Here is a 16,641-nt window from a genome sequence, read left to right on the forward strand (position 1 = left end):
GGCGTCAATGGCTCGCTTGAGCCTCTTCGAACTCCCTAATTTCCCGCCTGATTTCTTGACGCCGACTGCGTGCTTTCTGAATACCGGATTCATCAACGTCGCAGTACTGGCGTAACCAGTGAGCCATCATTTCTTCATCCGGTAGCGAGTAACCTTTAGTGCTTTTGTTTCCTCGGACGAAGCCGTTGATCAGTGCGTCAAAGCGGCCTGCCAGGATTTCGTCTGGCGGCAAACTCCCCCACTCAGCCACATAGTCCTCGAAGATCCAGGCTATTTCCTTGATATGGCCCTGTGCGCTTCGATGACCGCGTTTGTACAGCCGATACTCATGGCTGCCTTCGGCAAATCGCTCCTGCATGACGTCAGGAGCCATCCATTGCACGGCGTCATGTTGCGTCGCATCACGCATCACTCCGTACTGCCAGCGATCAGTAAAGCGTTTAACAAAACCCTCGATATCCGCCTTTTTCGCGTCCGCGAAAATCATGCAATACCGGGTTGGCACGTGGATGACGTACAGCACGTGTTTGCGTTGCACGATGGTGGCGTGGACCAGCCATTGTTCGGCGGACTCACCGCCTTTATCGTCTTCGATAACGGTGGATGGTGGTTTTTCCACCGGGGTGATTTTTTTGCCTTTGTGCACGCGGCCGAAGAAGTTGCTGGCCGCTTCGGTGCAGTTGAAGATCAACATGCCTGGTCTCATCTTCGATGATTCGAAAGACGCAAGCTTGGCAGGGTCCTCAAAACAACTCAAACCGCGCCTCTTTCACATCCCGCGAATCCAGGCCGATCATCACGCTGAACGCCCCCGCCTCCGCCGCGTATTCCAGCTTTGCGTTATAGAACTTCAGGTCCTGTTCGCTCAGGTTGAAGGACACGGTTTTTTCTTCCCCCGCTTGCAGCATGATTCTGCGATAGCGCTTGAGCTCTTTGACCGGGCGGCTGATCGAGGCGCTGATGTCGCGGATGTAGAGTTGCACCACGGTGGCGCCGGCGCGTGGGCCGGTGTTTTTTACGACGACGCTGGCGCCCAGGACTTCGCCGCGGTTGAGGTTGTGGCGGGTCAGGGTAATGTCCGAGACGCTGAATTGGGTGTAGCTCAGGCCGAAACCGAAAGGGTACAGCGGCCCGTATTCTTCATCGAAATAGCGCGAGGTTTGCGCGCGTGGGTCATTGGCCTGGTAGGGTCGGTTGGTGTTCAGGTGGTTGTAGTACGTAGGCACCTGGCCCACCGAGCGTGGGAAAGTGACCGGTAGCTTGCCGGAAGGGTTGTAGTCGCCGAACAGCACGTCGGCGATGGCGTTGCCGCCTTCGGTGCCGCTGTACCAGGTTTCGAGCACCGCATCGGCCGCGTCGTGTTCCTTGCCGATGGACAGGGCGCGGCCGTTCATCAACACCAGTACCAGGGGCTTGCCGGTGGCTTTGAGGGCCTGGATCAGCCGTGCCTGGTAAGCCGGCAGGCCCAGGCTTGCGCGACTGGCGCCTTCGTAGGACATGCCGCGCGATTCCCCCACGACTGCCACCACGACATCGGCATGGCGTGCCACCTCGACCGCTTCCTGCAGCATGCTGGTGGGTGAGCGCGGGTCGACTTCCACGTCGGCGGGGTTGGCGCCGGGGGCGTTGAGGAAGTTGAGCACTTGCGGATCATCGGTCACATCCGCGCCGCGGGCGTACAACAGTCGCTCGGGTGCGCCCAGGGCGTTGGCGATGCCGTCGTACACCGACACGGCCTGTGCAGCGGAACCGATGGCGCTCCAGTTGCCGAGGATGTCGAGGCGGCTTTTTGCCAGGGGACCGACGACGGCGATCACAGCGGTCCTGTCCAGCGGCAGGACGTTGCGCTGGTTTTTCAGCAACACCAGGCTTTTGCGGGCGACATCGCGGGCTTGCTCACGGTGCAGGCGACTTTCGTCGTGGATGTCTTGCGGGTCATCGCTCACCGCGCCGATGCGTAGATAGGGGTCGGCAAATAGTCCCATGTCGTACTTGGCGCCGAGCACTTCTCTGACAGCGTCATCGATTTCTTCCTGCGAGACCGCGCCTGAGCGCACCAGGTCCGGCAGCTCATCTCGAAACAGCGTGTCGAACATGCTCATGTTGAGCCCGGCCTTGATCGCCAGCATCGCCGCCTCGCGCCCGTTGCTGGCCACGCCATGGCTGACCAGATCGGCCACGGCGTTGAAGTCGCTGATGATCAGGCCCTTGAAGCGCCATTGTTTGCGCAGCAGGTCGCGGATCAACCAGGTGTTGGAGGTGGCAGGCACGCCGTTGATGGCGATGTAGGTCAGCATCATCGCGCCGACGCCCGCCCTCACCGCCGCGCGGTACGGCGGCAGGTAATCCTGGTACATGCGCGGCAGGCTCATGTCGGCCGAGTTGTAGTCGCGCCCGCCTTCTGCGGCACCGTAAAGGGCGAAGTGTTTGGCGCTGGCCATGACGTTGCCGGCCACGCCCAGGTTGCTGCCTTGCAGGGCCTCGACCATGGTTGCGGTGTAGCGCGCCGACAACCAGGCATCTTCTCCCCAGCCTTCCGATGCCCGGCCCCAGCGTGGGTCGCGGGTGATGTCGACCATGGGTGAGAAGACCATGTCCAGGCCGTCATCGCTGGCCTCTTGCGCGGCTGTGCGACCGGCGAGCGTGACTGCGTCCATGTCCCAGGTGGACGCCAGGCCGATGCCGATCGGAAAAATCGTACGGTGCCCGTGGATGACGTCGTAGGCAAAAAACAGCGGGATTTTCAGGCGACTGCCCATGGCGGCGTCCTGGAATTCGCGCAGGTCGGCGCGGCCCACGGCGTAGAAGATGCCGCCGACCCGCGATGCCGCCGCCTCCTGGAGCAATTGTTCGCGCGGGGATTGCACGCCGACGCAATTCAATCTGAGTTGGCCGATTTTTTCGTCGAGGGTCATCTGCTGCAGCAGGTTTTCGATGAAGTGGACTTTGGCCGACGCCGACGTCTGGTCAGACAGTCGCTGCGCCAGCACCGGGGCACTCGCCAGCAGAGTCATCAGCACTAGCCAGGCAATTTTGCGCATCGTCCTACGTCCCGAGGGGCCTGTGGGGTCAGCGTCCCCCAAAGGCAAAACAGCGTCTACTGTCATTTGTGACAGGTGCGCATGGCTTTTTTCGAGATTTGCGAATGGCTACCGCTTGTCAGGAGAAGGGGGGAGCGCTGAAAAATCAATTTGATCCGGACTCAAAACAACTGTACAAAAACACAGTAGATTTTTGACCAACACTCTCGAGCCCGGAGAACACCATGGCCTCTCACGCGATGAAAATTACCCTGGAACGTATCGCCCTCTTCCAATTCACCCCCACCCACTGCGCCCAGGCCCGAGCGATGCTGGGCTGGAGTGTGCAAGAGCTGTCTCGGGAAGCCGGGGTATCGGTGGAGGCCATCGAGCGCTTTGAAGCCAAGCGCGAAGTGCTGGACGTGACGCGCCTGACGCTGGCGTACCGGTTCGAGTCGGAGGGGTTGGTGTTCTTCCCCGGGTTTGCGCCGGGGCGTGGGATGAATGTGAAGGGGGCAACGCCGAATCCGGTGGGGCGGGCGGATTTTGCGATGGTGGAGTGAGCGAATCGCTGATTGACGATTATTCCCAAATAGGTATATTTTCGCATGAGTACAAGGAAGTCACTCCTGTGGGTTAGCAGCAGCAAGAAAGATCTCAAACAGATGCCCTCAGATGTACAGGACGTTTTTGGGCACGCTCTCGATCTGGCGCAATGCGGTAAGAAACACCCGGACGCCAAGCCTCTGAAAGGCTTTGGAGGTGCGGGGGTCCTCGAGTTGGTCGAGGACTTTGATACCAATACTTACCGCGCCGTTTATACCGTCAGTTTTGGCAATGCCATTTATGTTCTGCACTGTTTTCAGAAAAAGTCGACTACCGGTATCAAAACCGCCCCGTGCGACATTGATCTCATCAAACAGAGACTTCGAGCAGTGCAGGATCATGCGAAAGGATTTAGGAATGGTTGAATTCGAAGAAAGCAGCGGGAATGTCTACAAGGATCTCGGGACAGCGAACGCCAGCGAAATGCAGGTCAAATCCCAGTTGGCTGCAAAAATTGGTGAAATCATCAAGGCCCGCCATTTGACCCAGGTTCAGGCTTCAGAAATTCTGGGGCTGTCACAACCCAAGCTTTCCGAGATGCTTCGCGGAAAATTTCGAGGGATCAGTGAGGCCAAGATGATGGAATGCCTGCTGCTACTGGGACGTGACGTACAAATCGTTGTCAAGTCGGCCCCCCGTTCTCGAAAAGAGGGCAGACTCGAGGTGGTGTTTACTTGAACGCAGGCACACGACGGGCGTTGGACACCTGCTCATAACCGTAGGCCAACGCCAGAAGTCGGGCTTCGCTCCACCGGGGGCCGAAGAAGAAGATCGAGGTGGGCACGCCTTCGTCGTCGATTCCGGAAGGCACCATGACGCCGGGGTATCCGGATAACGGTACGACGTTCATGGCGGGTGATGCGACGTCGGAGACGATGGCATCCAGTGTATGGGTTGCCAGCAGTCGCTCGATGGCGGCGGCGTTTTCACTTTGGATTTTTTGCCAGAGCTGGTTGTAGGTCTGTTCGTTGAAGGCAACTTTGCTCGCGGCGATCAAGGTGTCCTGGCCGTGGCCTTGGTTGTTGGCGGCATTGAACAGCAGAAGGTCTTCCAGGGTCTGGGCGGGTATCCCCGTTCGGGTTGCCAGGTAACCCGACAAGTCCCGCTGGATGCCCATGTGAAACGCGTCATCTACGCCTTTTGAGCGGGGGTCTTTCAGGTCTACGGGGATCAGTGTTGCTCCGGCGGCCTGCATGAGTTCCAGGGCTTGAGAAAACTGAGGGTCGAGCAGTCGTGGTAGCGCGCTACGATCGAATTTGGCGGGGTAGCCGATTCGCTTTCCGACCAAGGCATCGGGTTGCAGCGCTGCGGTGTAGTCCAGCCCGTTCAGCGTGCGCGGTTTTTTGATGGGGTCGGCAGGATCATCCCCGGCCATGGCATTCAACAGAAGCGCCGCGTCGCGCACCGTGCGCGCCATGGGCCCGGGTGTATCGAGTTTGTGAGTCACGGGAATGAGGCCGCTACGGCTTAGTAAGCCTACCGTAGGTTTGAGGCCCACTACGCCATTGAAAGACGCGGGGCAGATGATCGAGCCGGCGGTTTCAGTTCCCACCGACAGCGGCGCAAAACCTGCAGCAACGGCAGCGGCGGAACCTGAGCTGGAGCCGCAGGGATCACCGCTCAACAGGTGCGGATTTTTGGTCTGCCCACCGCGCCCACTCCAGCCGCTGGGAATACCGGGATCACGAAAGTTGGCCCATTCACTCAGGTTGGTTTTGCCAAGAATCACCGCCCCTGCTGCCCGCAGGCGCTGCACGATGAAGGCATCCTTCGCGGCGGGTTGCCCGACCATGGCCAGGGAGCCGGCACTGGTCTGCAGCTGGTCGGAGGTGTCGATGTTGTCTTTGAGCAACACCGCAATGCCGTGCAGCGGCCCTCTGATGTAGCCGCCCTTGCGCTCCTGATCCATGGCCTCGGCCATGGCCAGTGCATCGGGGTTGAGTTCGATGATCGCGTTGATCGCCGGGCCGTTTTTGTCCAGCCGCTCGATGCGCTGCAACAGATGCCGGACCAGCGTCGCCGAAGTCAATTGACCACGATCCATCCGCTGATTGATTTCATCGACACTCACGTATTCAAGCCGGGTTTCAGGTGTCTGCGCACAGGCCGTGCCCGCGAATATCGAAAACAGGGCAATCCCCGCCAGCCGCTTCATGCGGCCGTTTAACGTTACGTCCATGTACAACATCCTTATGACTGATGGCGGGTGAAGGATTTCACCCGTTTTTCAGCCTACCGAAGCGGCCGGAATTGTCCGTCATCACCGCTCACAGTCGTTCGTAAGAATGTTCGTTCTGATTTGTAGTTAATGCTGCCAACTGACGCGAGATACCTTCGTGGTGAGGGGATTTATCCCCTCACCACGGTCTTACCGAACGGTCCTCAACCAACACTCTGCTGATCCGCATACACCTGCTGTTCAACCGCCAACCACCACGCCTCGCCGCGCTGCGGATGCATCAGGTTGAACGCCTGGCCCATCTGCGGTGTGGTGATCGATACACTGCGCTCCCACGCCAGGGCCAGTATGCGATCGAAGGGTTCATACCAGGCATGCATCGACAAGTCGAAGGTGCCGTTGTGAATCGGCAACAACCAGCGGCCTTTGAGGTCGAGGTGGGCCTGCAGGGTTTGCTCAGGTTGCATGTGCACATGGGGCCATTCGACGTTGTAGGCACCGGTTTCCATCAGGGTCAGGTCAAACGGCCCGTACTGTTCGCCGATGCGTTTGAAGCCATCGAAGTAGCCGCTGTCGCCGCTGAAGAAAATCCGCGTGTCGCCATCGATCATCACCCACGAAGCCCAGAGGGTGCTGTTGCCGTCGAACAGACCGCGCCCGGAAAAGTGTTGCGACGGCGTGGCGATGAAGCGCAGGCCCTCGACTTCCGTTTCTTGCCACCAGTCCAGTTGCCGAACCTTGGCGGGGTCGATGCCCCACTTGGTCAGGGTATCGCCCACGCCCAACGGCGTCAGAAAGTGCCTGGTCTTTTCGGCGATTTTCAGCACCGCCTGATAATCCAGATGGTCGTAGTGATCGTGGGACAGGATCACCGCTTCGATCGGCGGCAGTTGCTCCAGGCTGATGGGCGGCTGGTGAAAGCGCTTGGGCCCGGCCCATTGCACCGGCGAGGCGCGCTCGGCGAACACCGGGTCGGTGATCCAGAATTTATCGCGCAATTTCAGCAATACAGTGGAATGGCCGAGGCGATAGACGCTGTGGTTCGGCGCGGCGATCAGCGCCGCCTGCGTCAGGGGTTGCACCGGCACCGGCGCGCTGGGGCGGGTATCGCGGGGCTTGTGGAAAATCACGTTCCACAGGATGCGCAAGGTTTTGCGAAAGCCTTCGCGTTTAACGGGCGCATGGTTGCGGTATTGCCCTTCTGTCTGACGGGACGCTTCAGGTGTGGCAGCGCTTTGCGCCGGGGAAGTTGAATTGGCCATGACGGAATGACTCCAGAAAAACCGCACGTTTGCGGTTTTCCGCTTCGGGACGATAAAGGCCAAGGCACGCACGCATCAGCCGAACACTCTAATTTTTGCCGTGCAGGATTAACAAAACATTACACTGCACAGTGTAGTTTCAAGGTTGCATCAAAGCCGATCACAAGTAAACTGCTGAGTGTAATTTTCCTTCCCTTCCTGCCGAAGCGTATTTATGACAGCTCCACAGCGCCTCACCGACCGCAAACGCGAAGCCATCATTCAGGCGGCGATCGCCGAATTCCGTGCCAACGGTTTCGACATCACCAGCATGGACAAAATCGCTGCCACCGCCAGCGTGTCGAAGCGCACGGTGTACAACCATTTCCCCAGCAAGGAAGAGTTGTTCGCCGAGATCCTCAATCAACTGTGGGCCCGCGTGACGGCGGAGCAAGAAGCCCCCTATCGTCCCGAAGCGCCCCTGCGCGATCAGTTGCGGCCCTTGTTGCTGAAAAAGGTGCAGATGCTGGCCGATGACAATTTCCTCGACCTGGCGCGGGTGGCCATTGCAGCGACCATCCACTCCCCCGAGCGCTCGCAGAGCATGGTGGCCCGCATGGGTGAGCATGAAGAAGGTCTGACGGTGTGGATTCGCGCCGCTCAAGCCGACGGTCGCCTGAAACCGGTCGCCCCCGAGTTTGCCGCGCAACAGGTGCAGGGCCTGCTCAAGTCCTTCGCGTTCTGGCCGCAGATTTCCATGGGCCAACCGAACCTGGCGCTCGAGATGCAAGGCACGGTGGTGGAGTCGGCGCTGGACATGTTCCTGGCCTGTTACCAGGTGCAATAAATGACAACTTGAGCCCGGATCTCCCACGGGCGGAAACCCATCGCAATGTGTTTCAGAATGAAACTGGCGCCGGGGCTATAGTGAGCCTCTGCCCCAGCGACATTCAGAGATCACCATGAACAAATCCACCAGCGAAACCAGCGCCACACCCCCCGCCGATCACCTGCGTTTTCTTCGTCATCACGCCCACTTGGGACCGACCTTCGGCAACGACAAATTCGCCCTGCGCGCCGAAGCCTTCGCACGCTTCTTCGGCACCCCGACCTTCCTCGGTGCTCAGACGCTGATCGTGGTGATCTGGGTGTGCATCAACCTGTTCGGCTTCACCCACTTCGACGTCTACCCGTTCATCCTGCTCAACCTGGCGTTCAGCCTGCAATCGGCCTACGCCGCGCCGCTGATCCTGCTGGCCCAAACCCGTCAGGCCGCACGAGACAAGGCCCAGTCTGAAGCCGATGCGCAACACCGCGAAGAACTGGCAACCATCAACAGCCAACGCCAGGTGCAGGCAGCGCAGAACACCGCGCAGTTGCTTCAGTTGCTGGAACAAAACACCCAACTGACCCAACTGACCAAAGAACTGACCGAACGCATCGAAAGCCTGACCACCGAGATGCATCAGCATTTCGTGCTCAGGGACGAGCCGCCACAAACGCATGCTTGAACCAGGAAAACACATGGACACGACGCCTGAGCAACCGAACATTCGCATCGCCCTGATCGGCGACTACGACCCCAAAGTCACCGCCCACCAGGCCATTCCCGTGGCCCTCGACATGGCAGCCGACCACACCGGTTTGAAGGTGCAAGGACAATGGCTGGCCACAGACAGCATTGACACCGACACACCACTGGGTGAGTTCAACGGCTTCTGGTGTGTGCCCGCCAGCCCTTACCGCAGCGAGGACGGCGCGCTGCGGGCGATACGATTCGCCCGCGAACATCAGCGCCCCTTCCTCGGAACCTGTGGGGGTTTTCAGCACGCGGTGCTGGAATATGCCCGCAACGTGCTGGGTTGGTTGGATGCCGAGCATGGCGAAACCTCGCCCGATGCCGCTCGTGCTGTGGTCACACCGCTGGCCTGTTCGCTGGTGGAAGCCGTCGACACTGTTCATCTGGTTGAAGGTTCGTTGATTGCTCAGGCGTACGAAACGTCAGAGATTGTTGAAGGCTATCGCTGCAACTACGGTGTGAATCCGCAGTTCGAGCAGGCGCTGTTTCAACAAGACCTCCATCGCGTTGGCCACGACTCGGCGCAAGGCTTGCGGGCGATCGAACTCAGCGGTCACCCGTTTTTCGTCGCCACCCTGTTCCAGCCAGAACGCGCGGCGCTCAAGGGCATCCTGCCGCCGTTGGCGCGGGCACTGGTCGAGGCGTGTGCGGGGCAGCAACAATGATCACCACGCCGTGGTGTCGGGTTGAGCGGGAGTATCAGTTCAGCCTGTAATTGATCGGGTGTGCTTGAGACTGCCTTCGCGAGCAAGCCCGCTCCCACAGGGGTCCAGTGTTCGTCTGGACAACTCGGTCGACTGTGGGAGCAAGTCAGCTCCCACAAGAGCCTGAACAACTCGGTCAACGGTGGGAGCGGGCTTGCTCGCGAAGGGGCCATAACCTACACCACACATCTCAAGCCCGAACCAACCGACGCACCGCCGATATCTCCGGCACTTCCCGCCGCTGCATGTACACCCGCAACGGCTCGCTGATGTTGAGCCGCTGATCCATATTCTGGTCCAGCAACAACTGGATCAACTCGCGCTTGAGGGTCATGGTCTGATCCGGTCCCGGCACCCAGACAAACTCGCGGGTGGGAATGATGCCTTCGTCGGCCACGTCCATGCCGAAGGCGTCTTCGCTGAAGCGCACGAGGTAATGGCCGGTCTTGCGGTTGAGGCCGACGAAGCCCTGGAGTTGATCGGCCGCCTGGCAGATCAGTTGGGAAGTGATGCGCATGGTAAACCTCACGAAAATGTTCATCGGTTTACACACAAGACAGGCAATGGCTTTCCCTCTTCCGGGGAAATGGTCGGGGGCAGCGTACTGCAAACGCATCGACAAAAACGCTGACCGACATCAGCTTTAAACCGGTTTATGTCGTTCTCGCGATAGCGCTGGCCACGCTCAGTTGTTAAAAGGGTCGTCTTGAATTTATCGCGAAAGGATCTCGAGCATGCCGTCACTCTTCAACAAAAGCGCGTTGATGTTGGGCCTGTTACTCGCTCTCGGCCAGGCTCAGGCCGCCAGTGAGCCTGGCCCCGCTGCGTTGGCCGCACGACAAGGCATCCCGTATCCGGCCGTCATCGCCCACCGTGGCGCCTCGTTCGACGCCCCGGAATCCACCGCCGCCGCCTACAAAACCGCCCGCGACCTGGGCGCCGACTACCTGGAAATGGACCTGCAACGCAGCAAGGACGGCGTGCTGTTCGCCCTGCACGACAACAACCTGCAGCGCACCACCGACGTCGCCACCAAATTCCCCGAGCGCAAGGACAGCTCGGCCAACGCCTTCACCATGGCCGAGCTGAAAACCCTGGACGCCGGCAGTTGGTTCAACACCGCGTACCCGGATCGGGCGCGCCCGGCATTCGTGGGCCTGAAAATCCTCACCCTCGATGAAATCATCGACATCGCCCAGGGCAACCCGCTGCACAAGCCGGGCCTGTACATCGAGACCAAAGAGCCCAAGCAATTTCCCGGCATCGAGCATGACCTGAAGGAGAAACTCCAGGATCGCGGCTGGCTGAGCCCCGCCGGTTCGAAACTGGCGAAAAGCGAACTGGGCGTCGGCCAGGGCAAAGGCAAGGTGATTTTGCAAACCTTCGAAAAGAGCAGCCTCGAACTGCTGCAAAAAGAAATGCCGAAGGTGCCGAAGATCCTGTTGCTGTGGGTCGGCGAAGGCAGCATCGAGCCGGCATCGAAAGTGACCTTTGCCGAGTCCGGCGAGAAGGACAAGGCCGCGTACTACGCCAAACAGCAACCCAAGGACAAAGCCGAGTTCCACCGCTGGGTCGATTACGCCAAGGCCCAGGGTGCGATAGGCACGGGGCCGTCCGCCGCGTTGACCAAGGGTGGCGATCAGAGTTATTCGGATCTGGTGCAGCCGTGGATGAACCAGTACACCCATGATCAGGGCCTGTTGGTGCACGTCTACACCATCGATGAGCCGGTGGATTACCAGAAGGTCATGGATGCAGGTGTCGACGGGATTTTCACCAACCGCGCCAGCGAGTTGTTGAAGTTCTATAAACGCCCGGCGCCGGCGAGTGTAGATCAGGTGTTGAAGAACAACGGGTATTGATCCGCGACCGAGGTGCGTTCATCGCGGGCAAGCCTCGCTCCTACAGGTATCGCGCCGCTCTTGTAGGAGCAAGCTTGCTCGCGATGCGGACGCACAAGGCAAAGGGAATTTTAAGGGTGGATTAAGTTACAAAAGTTAACCTGAGCCCACTTAAACAGTTCAACCAAGGAATGAACCCCATGAAGACGCTGACTGCCCTGTTCACCGCTGCCACCCTGACCCTCACCGCGGGCCTGGCCCAGGCCAAGGATGTTCCCGTCGATCAGATCCCTCAGTTGGTCAAGGACGGCAAGATCAAGCCGCTGGAAGAACTGAACCAGATCGTGATGAAGCTGCACCCTGGCGCGACGATTACCGACAGCGACCTGGACAACCACACCACCCTCTTCGAATACGAAGTGGAGCTGAAGGACGCCCAAGGCGTTGAATGGGACGTGGACCTCAACGCCGCCACCGGCGAAGTCCTGAAGAACAAGAAAGACGACTGACACCCCCTGCAAAAAAGCCGCACGATGTTGCCGATCGTGCGGCTTTTTTGTGCCTGAGGGATTGATCAGGCGCTCAACCGCGCCGTCACCTCGTTCAATTCCCCCGACAAGCCATGCAGGTTGTTACTCGCCGCTTCCGTGCGCTGCACATTGTCCAGATTGGTACTGGCGATGCTGGTGATCTCGGTGAGGTTGCGCGAGATGTCTTCGGCCACCGAGGTTTGCTCTTCGGCGGCGGTGGCGATCTGCCGGTTCATGTCACGGATGGCCTCCACCGCCAGGGTGATGCGCTCGAGCATGGCGCCGGCCTCGGTCACTTGCAGCACGCTTTCTTCACTGCGCGACTGGCCGCTTTCGATCGCCTGGGCGGCATCCACCGCACCGGTCTGGACGGTCTCGATAATCTGGTTGATCTCGATGATCGACGCCGCCGTGCGCTGGGCCAGGCTGCGCACTTCGTCGGCCACCACCGCGAAACCGCGCCCGGCTTCACCGGCGCGGGCCGCTTCGATGGCGGCGTTGAGCGCCAGCAGGTTGGTCTGTTCGGCGATGCCGCGAATCACTTCCAGCACCTTGCCGATGCGACCGCTGTCGGTCTCCAACTGACGGATCACCGTGGCGGTGTTGGCGATTTCACCGCGCATGCGGGTGATGATCTGGATGGTGCCCTGCATGACTTTTTCGCCCTGCTGCGCCGACTGATCGGCGTCGTCGGCGGCCCGCGCGGCATCGGCGGCATGGCGCGCGACTTCCTGGGCGGTGGCGGACATTTCGTTCATCGCCGTGGCCACCTGATCGGTGCGGTTGAATTGCTCGCTGGTGCCGCAGGCCATCAGGCTGGCGATGGCGTTGAGTTCGCCGCTGGCGCTGTCCAGATCCGACGCGCTGCGCTGCAATCGCGTAAAGGTTTCGGCGAGAAAATCGCGCAGGGTGTTGGCGGCCATGGCCAGTTTGCCCAGTTCGTCCTGACGGCTGCTGGACACGCGCTCGGCGAATTTGCCCTGGCTCAGTTGCGCCACGTATTCGATCAGTCGGCGGATCGGCTCGACCAGGTTACGGTTGACCAGCCACAGGCTCAGCAGGCCGATCAACAGCCCTGAGGCCAGCATTACGATAATCCCCAGCAGCACGGTGCGATCGGCATTGGCGCTGATCAGCGTCGATTGCTCGGCGCCCTGCTTGCGCAATTCGCTGACCAGTTCGCTCATCTGCTCGCTGGTGGCGCGGTCCATGCCTTTGACCGCGGTGTCGCCCGCCGTTGGGTCGGCACCGGCGGCCACGTAGGCATCGCGGCCCTTCTGATACGCCGCGCCAAGCTGACGGTGCTCATCGCGCAGACGCTCGATACGAGTCTTGAGCGACGGCTCGATGCCCTTCTGCCCCGCCAGTTCGCCGAGGATGCCCTGCACATCGCGCTGGCGCTCTTCGAACTGCGACCAGTACTTGGTCAGGTCCGCTGGCTGCTTGCCGCGCAGCAAAACGTTTTTCCATTCCTGCACCTGCACCTTGAATTGCAGGTTGGCTTCGTCGATCAATTGCGAGGTGTGCAGCGGCCCTTCGATCAGGTTGGCGTAGCGTTGCACGCCGCTGGAGAGAAAGTGAAAACAGGCCAGGGCGATCAACAGCATCGCCAACAGGCTGCCGCTCAACAGGGCGAGAATTTGCGCTCTCAGGGACTTTTGCAAAAACATCGGAAGGTACTCATGGCAGGAATGAGACACGCCCGGTGCAGGCGTGAAAAGTGTCCGGACATCCCTGTCTGCGGCCTCGGCTTTTGGCCGCGGGCGCGCAACATAACTGAGCCGTGATCGGCGTGCCAGAGCGGTTCTTGAGGAAAATCCGACCACCGGTATGGCAATCGTTTGCGTTCACGTTCTCGTCACAAAAACGTCATCCTGCCTTGCGATGATGCGGCTCAAGTGAACCTGTAAAACCCGCGACAGGCGCCCCTTCCTTGCGAGTCCTCATGAACCACAGCCTCGATCAAAGCCATCGCGACCCGGACCTGTTCGGCCTGCTCTACGGTTTCAGTTTTCGCCCCGGCGAGCGCGGTCGGGAAATTGATTCGGCCCAGGCGTTGCGGTGTTTGCAGAATCAAGAGGACAGCGACGAATTCCTCTGGCTGCACCTGAACCTGGCCCATGCCGCGTGCGAGCGCTGGATGAAAAGCCATCTGGAATTGCCCGACGAGTTTTTCGAAGCCCTGCATGAAGGCTCGCGCTCGACGCGCATCGAGCATGTGGATTCGGCGTTGCTGGCGGTGGTCAACGATGTGGTGTTCAACCTCAGCAGCATGGTGTCGTCGGATGTTTCGACGCTGTGGGTGTGCGTGCGCAGCAAGCTGATCATCAGCGCTCGCCTGCAACCGCTGCATTCGGTGGACAAGTTGCGCTCGTCGGTGAAGGCCGGCGAGCGCTTTCGTTCGCCCCTGGAATTGCTGGTGCACCTGCTGCGCGATCAGGGCGAGGTGCTGACGCAGATCGTGCGCAAGACCAGCCTGAGCGTCGATCAGGTCGAAGATGAGTTGCTGTCCTCGCGCCTGTCGACCAACCGCGCCGAACTCGGCGCCAATCGCCGGGTGCTGGTGCGCCTGCAGCGGCTGCTGGCGCTGGAGCCGGGCTCGCTGCTGCGCCTGCTCAATCGCCCGCCGCCGTGGCTGCAGAAGGAAGACGTGAAGGAGCTGCGCAAATCCACCGAGGAGTTCGCGCTGATCATCAACGACCTGACGGCCCTGGGTGAGCGGATCAAGCTGTTGCAGGAAGAGATCGCCGCCAACCTCAACGAACAGAGCAACCGCACGCTGTTCACCCTGACGGTGGTCACCGTGCTGGCATTGCCGATCAACATCATCGCCGGTTTTTTCGGCATGAACGTGGGCGGCGTGCCCCTGGCGCAGGACCCGGAAGGGTTCTGGATTCTGGTGGCCTTGGTGGTGACCTTTACCGTGATTGCCGGGCGGTGGGCGTTTCGAAAGCGGCGGGATTATTAGTCGCACGCCTCGTGGCGAGGGAGCTTGCTCCCGTTGGGTCGCGAAGCGGCCACAAAATCTCCTGCCCCAGTCAATCGGATCTTTGACCATTGGCGACTGCTTCGCAGCCGGACGGGAGCAAGCTCCCTCGCCACAGGGATTTGCGCGATTCAGTAAATGCTGACGGGGATTCAGATCAACGGATCCAAAAAAAACCCAACCCCTGATCCAGCGCAGCCTCCTTGTAACATTTCGCAATGATCATGACCGATACCTCCTCCCTTCCTCAGGATGTCCGGCATGGCTACGCCCTCTTACTCCGCCGCCCAAGCCCCCGTCGCCAGCGGTAGACCGCAGTTCGACAAGAAACCCGGCCTGCTCACCTTCATCGTGTTTTTCGCAGTACTGGCCATGGGGCTGTTGTTCACGGCCTACAGCCTGATGCACGACATGCACGAACTCGGCACCGTGGTGACCACTTGGACACCTTTCCTGTTGCTCGGTGTGGCACTGCTCATCGCCCTGGGCTTCGAGTTCGTCAACGGTTTCCATGACACGGCCAACGCCGTGGCCACGGTGATCTACACCCATTCGCTGCCGCCGAACTTTGCGGTGGTCTGGTCCGGGTTCTTCAACTTCCTTGGCGTGCTGCTGTCCAGCGGCGCGGTGGCGTTCGGCATCATCGCCCTGCTGCCGGTGGAGCTGATTCTGCAGGTCGGCTCCTCCGCCGGTTTCGCGATGATCTTCGCCCTGTTGATCGCCGCGATCCTGTGGAACCTCGGCACCTGGTGGCTGGGCTTGCCGGCCTCGTCGTCGCACACCCTGATCGGCTCGATCATCGGTGTCGGCGTGGCCAACGCCCTGATGCACGGCCGCGATGGCACCAGCGGTGTGGATTGGGCTCAGGCGACCAAGATCGGTTACGCCCTGCTGCTGTCGCCGCTGGTGGGCTTCGGCTGCGCGGCGCTGTTGCTGCTGGCCCTGCGCGCCTTCGTCAAGAACCGTGCGCTGTACAAGGAGCCGCAAGGCAATACCCCGCCACCGTGGTGGATTCGCGGCTTGCTGATCCTGACCTGCACCGGCGTGTCCTTCGCCCATGGTTCTAACGACGGCCAGAAAGGCATGGGCCTGATCATGCTGATCCTGGTCGGTACGCTGCCGATGGCTTACGCACTGAACCGCACCATGCCCGCCGATCAGGTCTTGCAGTTCGCGGCCGTGGCGGAAGTCACCCAGCAAGCACTGGTGAAAAGTGCCCCCCTGCCAGCCCCGGCGGACCCGCGCGCGACCTTGTCCGATTACGTGCGCAGCAAGGAAGCGACGCCACAATTGGTGCCGGCACTCGCCGCGTTGACCGGCAGTATCGGTGCCGAAGTGAAGAGTTATGGCTCGCTGGCCAAAGTGCCGGTCGAGGCCGTGGGCAACGTGCGTAACGACATGTACCTGACCAGCGAAACCATTCGCCTGATGGACAAGAACAAGGTCGGCAACTTCGATGCCGATACCACCAACAAGCTGCAACTGTTCAAGCAGCAGATCGACAGCTCCACGCGGTTCATCCCGCTGTGGGTGAAGATCGCGGTGGCCATCGCCTTGGGCCTTGGCACCATGGTCGGCTGGAAACGCATCGTGGTGACGGTCGGTGAAAAGATCGGCAAGACCCACCTGACCTATGCCCAGGGTGCCTCGGCGGAAACCGTGGCCATGCTGACCATCGGCGCGGCCGACATGTTCGGCCTGCCGGTGTCCACCACCCATGTGCTGTCCTCGGGCGTGGCCGGGACCATGGTGGCCAACGGCGGCGGCTTGCAGATGAAGACCATCCGCAACCTGCTGATGGCGTGGGTGCTGACCTTGCCGGCAGCGATCGTGTTGTCGGGCAGCCTGTACTGGTTGTTCACCCAGATGTTCTGATTACCGCAACAAAAACGTGGGAGCGGGCTTGCTCGCGAAAGCGGTGGGTCAGTCAATACATGTGTCGACTGACCCACCGC

16 protein-coding genes are annotated in these 16,641 nt (G+C 60.3%); 10 read left to right on the forward strand and 6 right to left on the reverse strand.

Features of this window, described 5'->3' with window-relative positions:
* Nucleotides 1-4: 4 nt before the first annotated feature.
* Complete coding sequence (locus B0W55_RS10690; RefSeq protein ID WP_077045965.1) at nucleotides 5-694, reverse strand: hypothetical protein; 690 nt, start codon at nucleotides 692-694, stop codon at nucleotides 5-7.
* A 49-nt stretch (nucleotides 695-743) separates the two neighbouring features.
* Nucleotides 744-3,041, reverse strand: coding sequence for a beta-glucosidase BglX (bglX, locus tag B0W55_RS10695; protein WP_077045966.1), 2,298 nt, complete (start codon nucleotides 3,039-3,041; stop codon nucleotides 744-746).
* A 224-nt stretch (nucleotides 3,042-3,265) separates the two neighbouring features.
* Here bglX and B0W55_RS10700 point away from each other — a divergent pair, with 224 nt between their 5' ends.
* Genes B0W55_RS10700 through B0W55_RS10710 form a run of 3 tightly spaced genes read left to right on the forward strand, consistent with a single transcriptional unit; the run spans nucleotide 3,266 to nucleotide 4,304 of the window.
* Nucleotides 3,266-3,583: a helix-turn-helix transcriptional regulator gene (locus B0W55_RS10700; protein ID WP_077045967.1), complete on the forward strand. Its 318-nt coding sequence runs from the start codon at nucleotides 3,266-3,268 to the stop codon at nucleotides 3,581-3,583.
* Nucleotides 3,584-3,628: 45 nt separating this feature from the next.
* Nucleotides 3,629-3,991: a type II toxin-antitoxin system RelE/ParE family toxin gene (locus B0W55_RS10705; RefSeq protein WP_077045968.1), complete on the forward strand. Its 363-nt coding sequence runs from the start codon at nucleotides 3,629-3,631 to the stop codon at nucleotides 3,989-3,991.
* Entirely contained in the window at nucleotides 3,984-4,304 is a 321-nt protein-coding gene (locus tag B0W55_RS10710; RefSeq protein WP_077045969.1) for a helix-turn-helix domain-containing protein, read from the forward strand. Before B0W55_RS10705 ends, B0W55_RS10710 begins: the two co-directional genes overlap by 8 nt.
* Here the strand turns inward: B0W55_RS10710 and B0W55_RS10715 are convergent.
* Together B0W55_RS10715 and B0W55_RS10720 are read right to left on the reverse strand one after the other, a co-directional pair.
* The gene (locus B0W55_RS10715) at nucleotides 4,297-5,805 is read right to left on the reverse strand and encodes an amidase family protein (RefSeq protein WP_077045970.1); all 1,509 of its coding nucleotides are present in this window, start codon (nucleotides 5,803-5,805) and stop codon (nucleotides 4,297-4,299) included. The genes B0W55_RS10710 and B0W55_RS10715 overlap by 8 nt on opposite strands.
* Nucleotides 5,806-6,008: 203 nt before the next feature.
* Nucleotides 6,009-7,067: an MBL fold metallo-hydrolase gene (locus B0W55_RS10720; protein ID WP_077045971.1), complete on the reverse strand. Its 1,059-nt coding sequence runs from the start codon at nucleotides 7,065-7,067 to the stop codon at nucleotides 6,009-6,011.
* Nucleotides 7,068-7,281: 214 nt separating this feature from the next.
* On the opposite strand from B0W55_RS10720, the gene B0W55_RS10725 reads away from it, so the two are divergent.
* The 3 genes from B0W55_RS10725 (at nucleotide 7,282) to B0W55_RS10735 (ending at nucleotide 9,290) form a co-directional block, all read left to right on the forward strand.
* Entirely contained in the window at nucleotides 7,282-7,893 is a 612-nt protein-coding gene (locus B0W55_RS10725) for a TetR/AcrR family transcriptional regulator (protein WP_077045972.1), read from the forward strand.
* A gap of 115 nt (nucleotides 7,894-8,008) precedes the next feature.
* On the forward strand, nucleotides 8,009-8,557 hold the full coding sequence (locus B0W55_RS10730; protein ID WP_077045973.1) for a DUF1003 domain-containing protein: 549 nt from the start codon (nucleotides 8,009-8,011) through the stop codon (nucleotides 8,555-8,557).
* A 13-nt stretch (nucleotides 8,558-8,570) separates the two neighbouring features.
* Nucleotides 8,571-9,290 carry a CTP synthase gene (locus B0W55_RS10735; RefSeq protein ID WP_077045974.1) on the forward strand — a complete coding sequence of 240 codons (720 nt, stop codon included), beginning with the start codon at nucleotides 8,571-8,573 and terminating at the stop codon, nucleotides 9,288-9,290.
* Between the two features lie 229 nt (nucleotides 9,291-9,519).
* Here the strand turns inward: B0W55_RS10735 and B0W55_RS10740 are convergent, their stop codons facing one another.
* Nucleotides 9,520-9,846: a DUF2025 family protein gene (locus B0W55_RS10740; protein WP_077045975.1), complete on the reverse strand. Its 327-nt coding sequence runs from the start codon at nucleotides 9,844-9,846 to the stop codon at nucleotides 9,520-9,522.
* Nucleotides 9,847-10,063: 217 nt separating this feature from the next.
* Between B0W55_RS10740 and B0W55_RS10745 the strand changes: the two genes are divergently transcribed.
* The gene (locus B0W55_RS10745; RefSeq protein WP_077045976.1) at nucleotides 10,064-11,191 is read left to right on the forward strand and encodes a glycerophosphodiester phosphodiesterase; all 1,128 of its coding nucleotides are present in this window, start codon (nucleotides 10,064-10,066) and stop codon (nucleotides 11,189-11,191) included.
* A 179-nt stretch (nucleotides 11,192-11,370) separates the two neighbouring features.
* A complete protein-coding gene (locus B0W55_RS10750; RefSeq protein WP_077045977.1) occupies nucleotides 11,371-11,679 on the forward strand; it encodes a PepSY domain-containing protein in 309 nt (102 codons plus the stop codon).
* A 65-nt stretch (nucleotides 11,680-11,744) separates the two neighbouring features.
* Here the strand turns inward: B0W55_RS10750 and B0W55_RS10755 are convergent, their stop codons facing one another.
* A complete protein-coding gene (locus B0W55_RS10755; RefSeq protein WP_077045978.1) occupies nucleotides 11,745-13,370 on the reverse strand; it encodes a methyl-accepting chemotaxis protein in 1,626 nt (541 codons plus the stop codon).
* Nucleotides 13,371-13,645: 275 nt separating this feature from the next.
* Between B0W55_RS10755 and B0W55_RS10760 the strand changes: the two genes are divergently transcribed.
* Together B0W55_RS10760 and B0W55_RS10765 are read left to right on the forward strand one after the other, a co-directional pair.
* Nucleotides 13,646-14,668, forward strand: a complete 1,023-nt coding sequence (locus tag B0W55_RS10760; protein WP_077045979.1) for a transporter — start codon at nucleotides 13,646-13,648, stop codon at nucleotides 14,666-14,668.
* 279 nt (nucleotides 14,669-14,947) lie between these two features.
* Nucleotides 14,948-16,561 carry an inorganic phosphate transporter gene (locus B0W55_RS10765; protein ID WP_077045980.1) on the forward strand — a complete coding sequence of 538 codons (1,614 nt, stop codon included), beginning with the start codon at nucleotides 14,948-14,950 and terminating at the stop codon, nucleotides 16,559-16,561.
* The last annotated feature ends 80 nt before the right edge of the window (nucleotides 16,562-16,641 follow it).

The sequence above is a fragment of the Pseudomonas sp. KK4 genome (assembly GCF_001984065.1).
In the GTDB taxonomy this organism is placed as follows: Bacteria; Pseudomonadota; Gammaproteobacteria; order Pseudomonadales; family Pseudomonadaceae; genus Aquipseudomonas.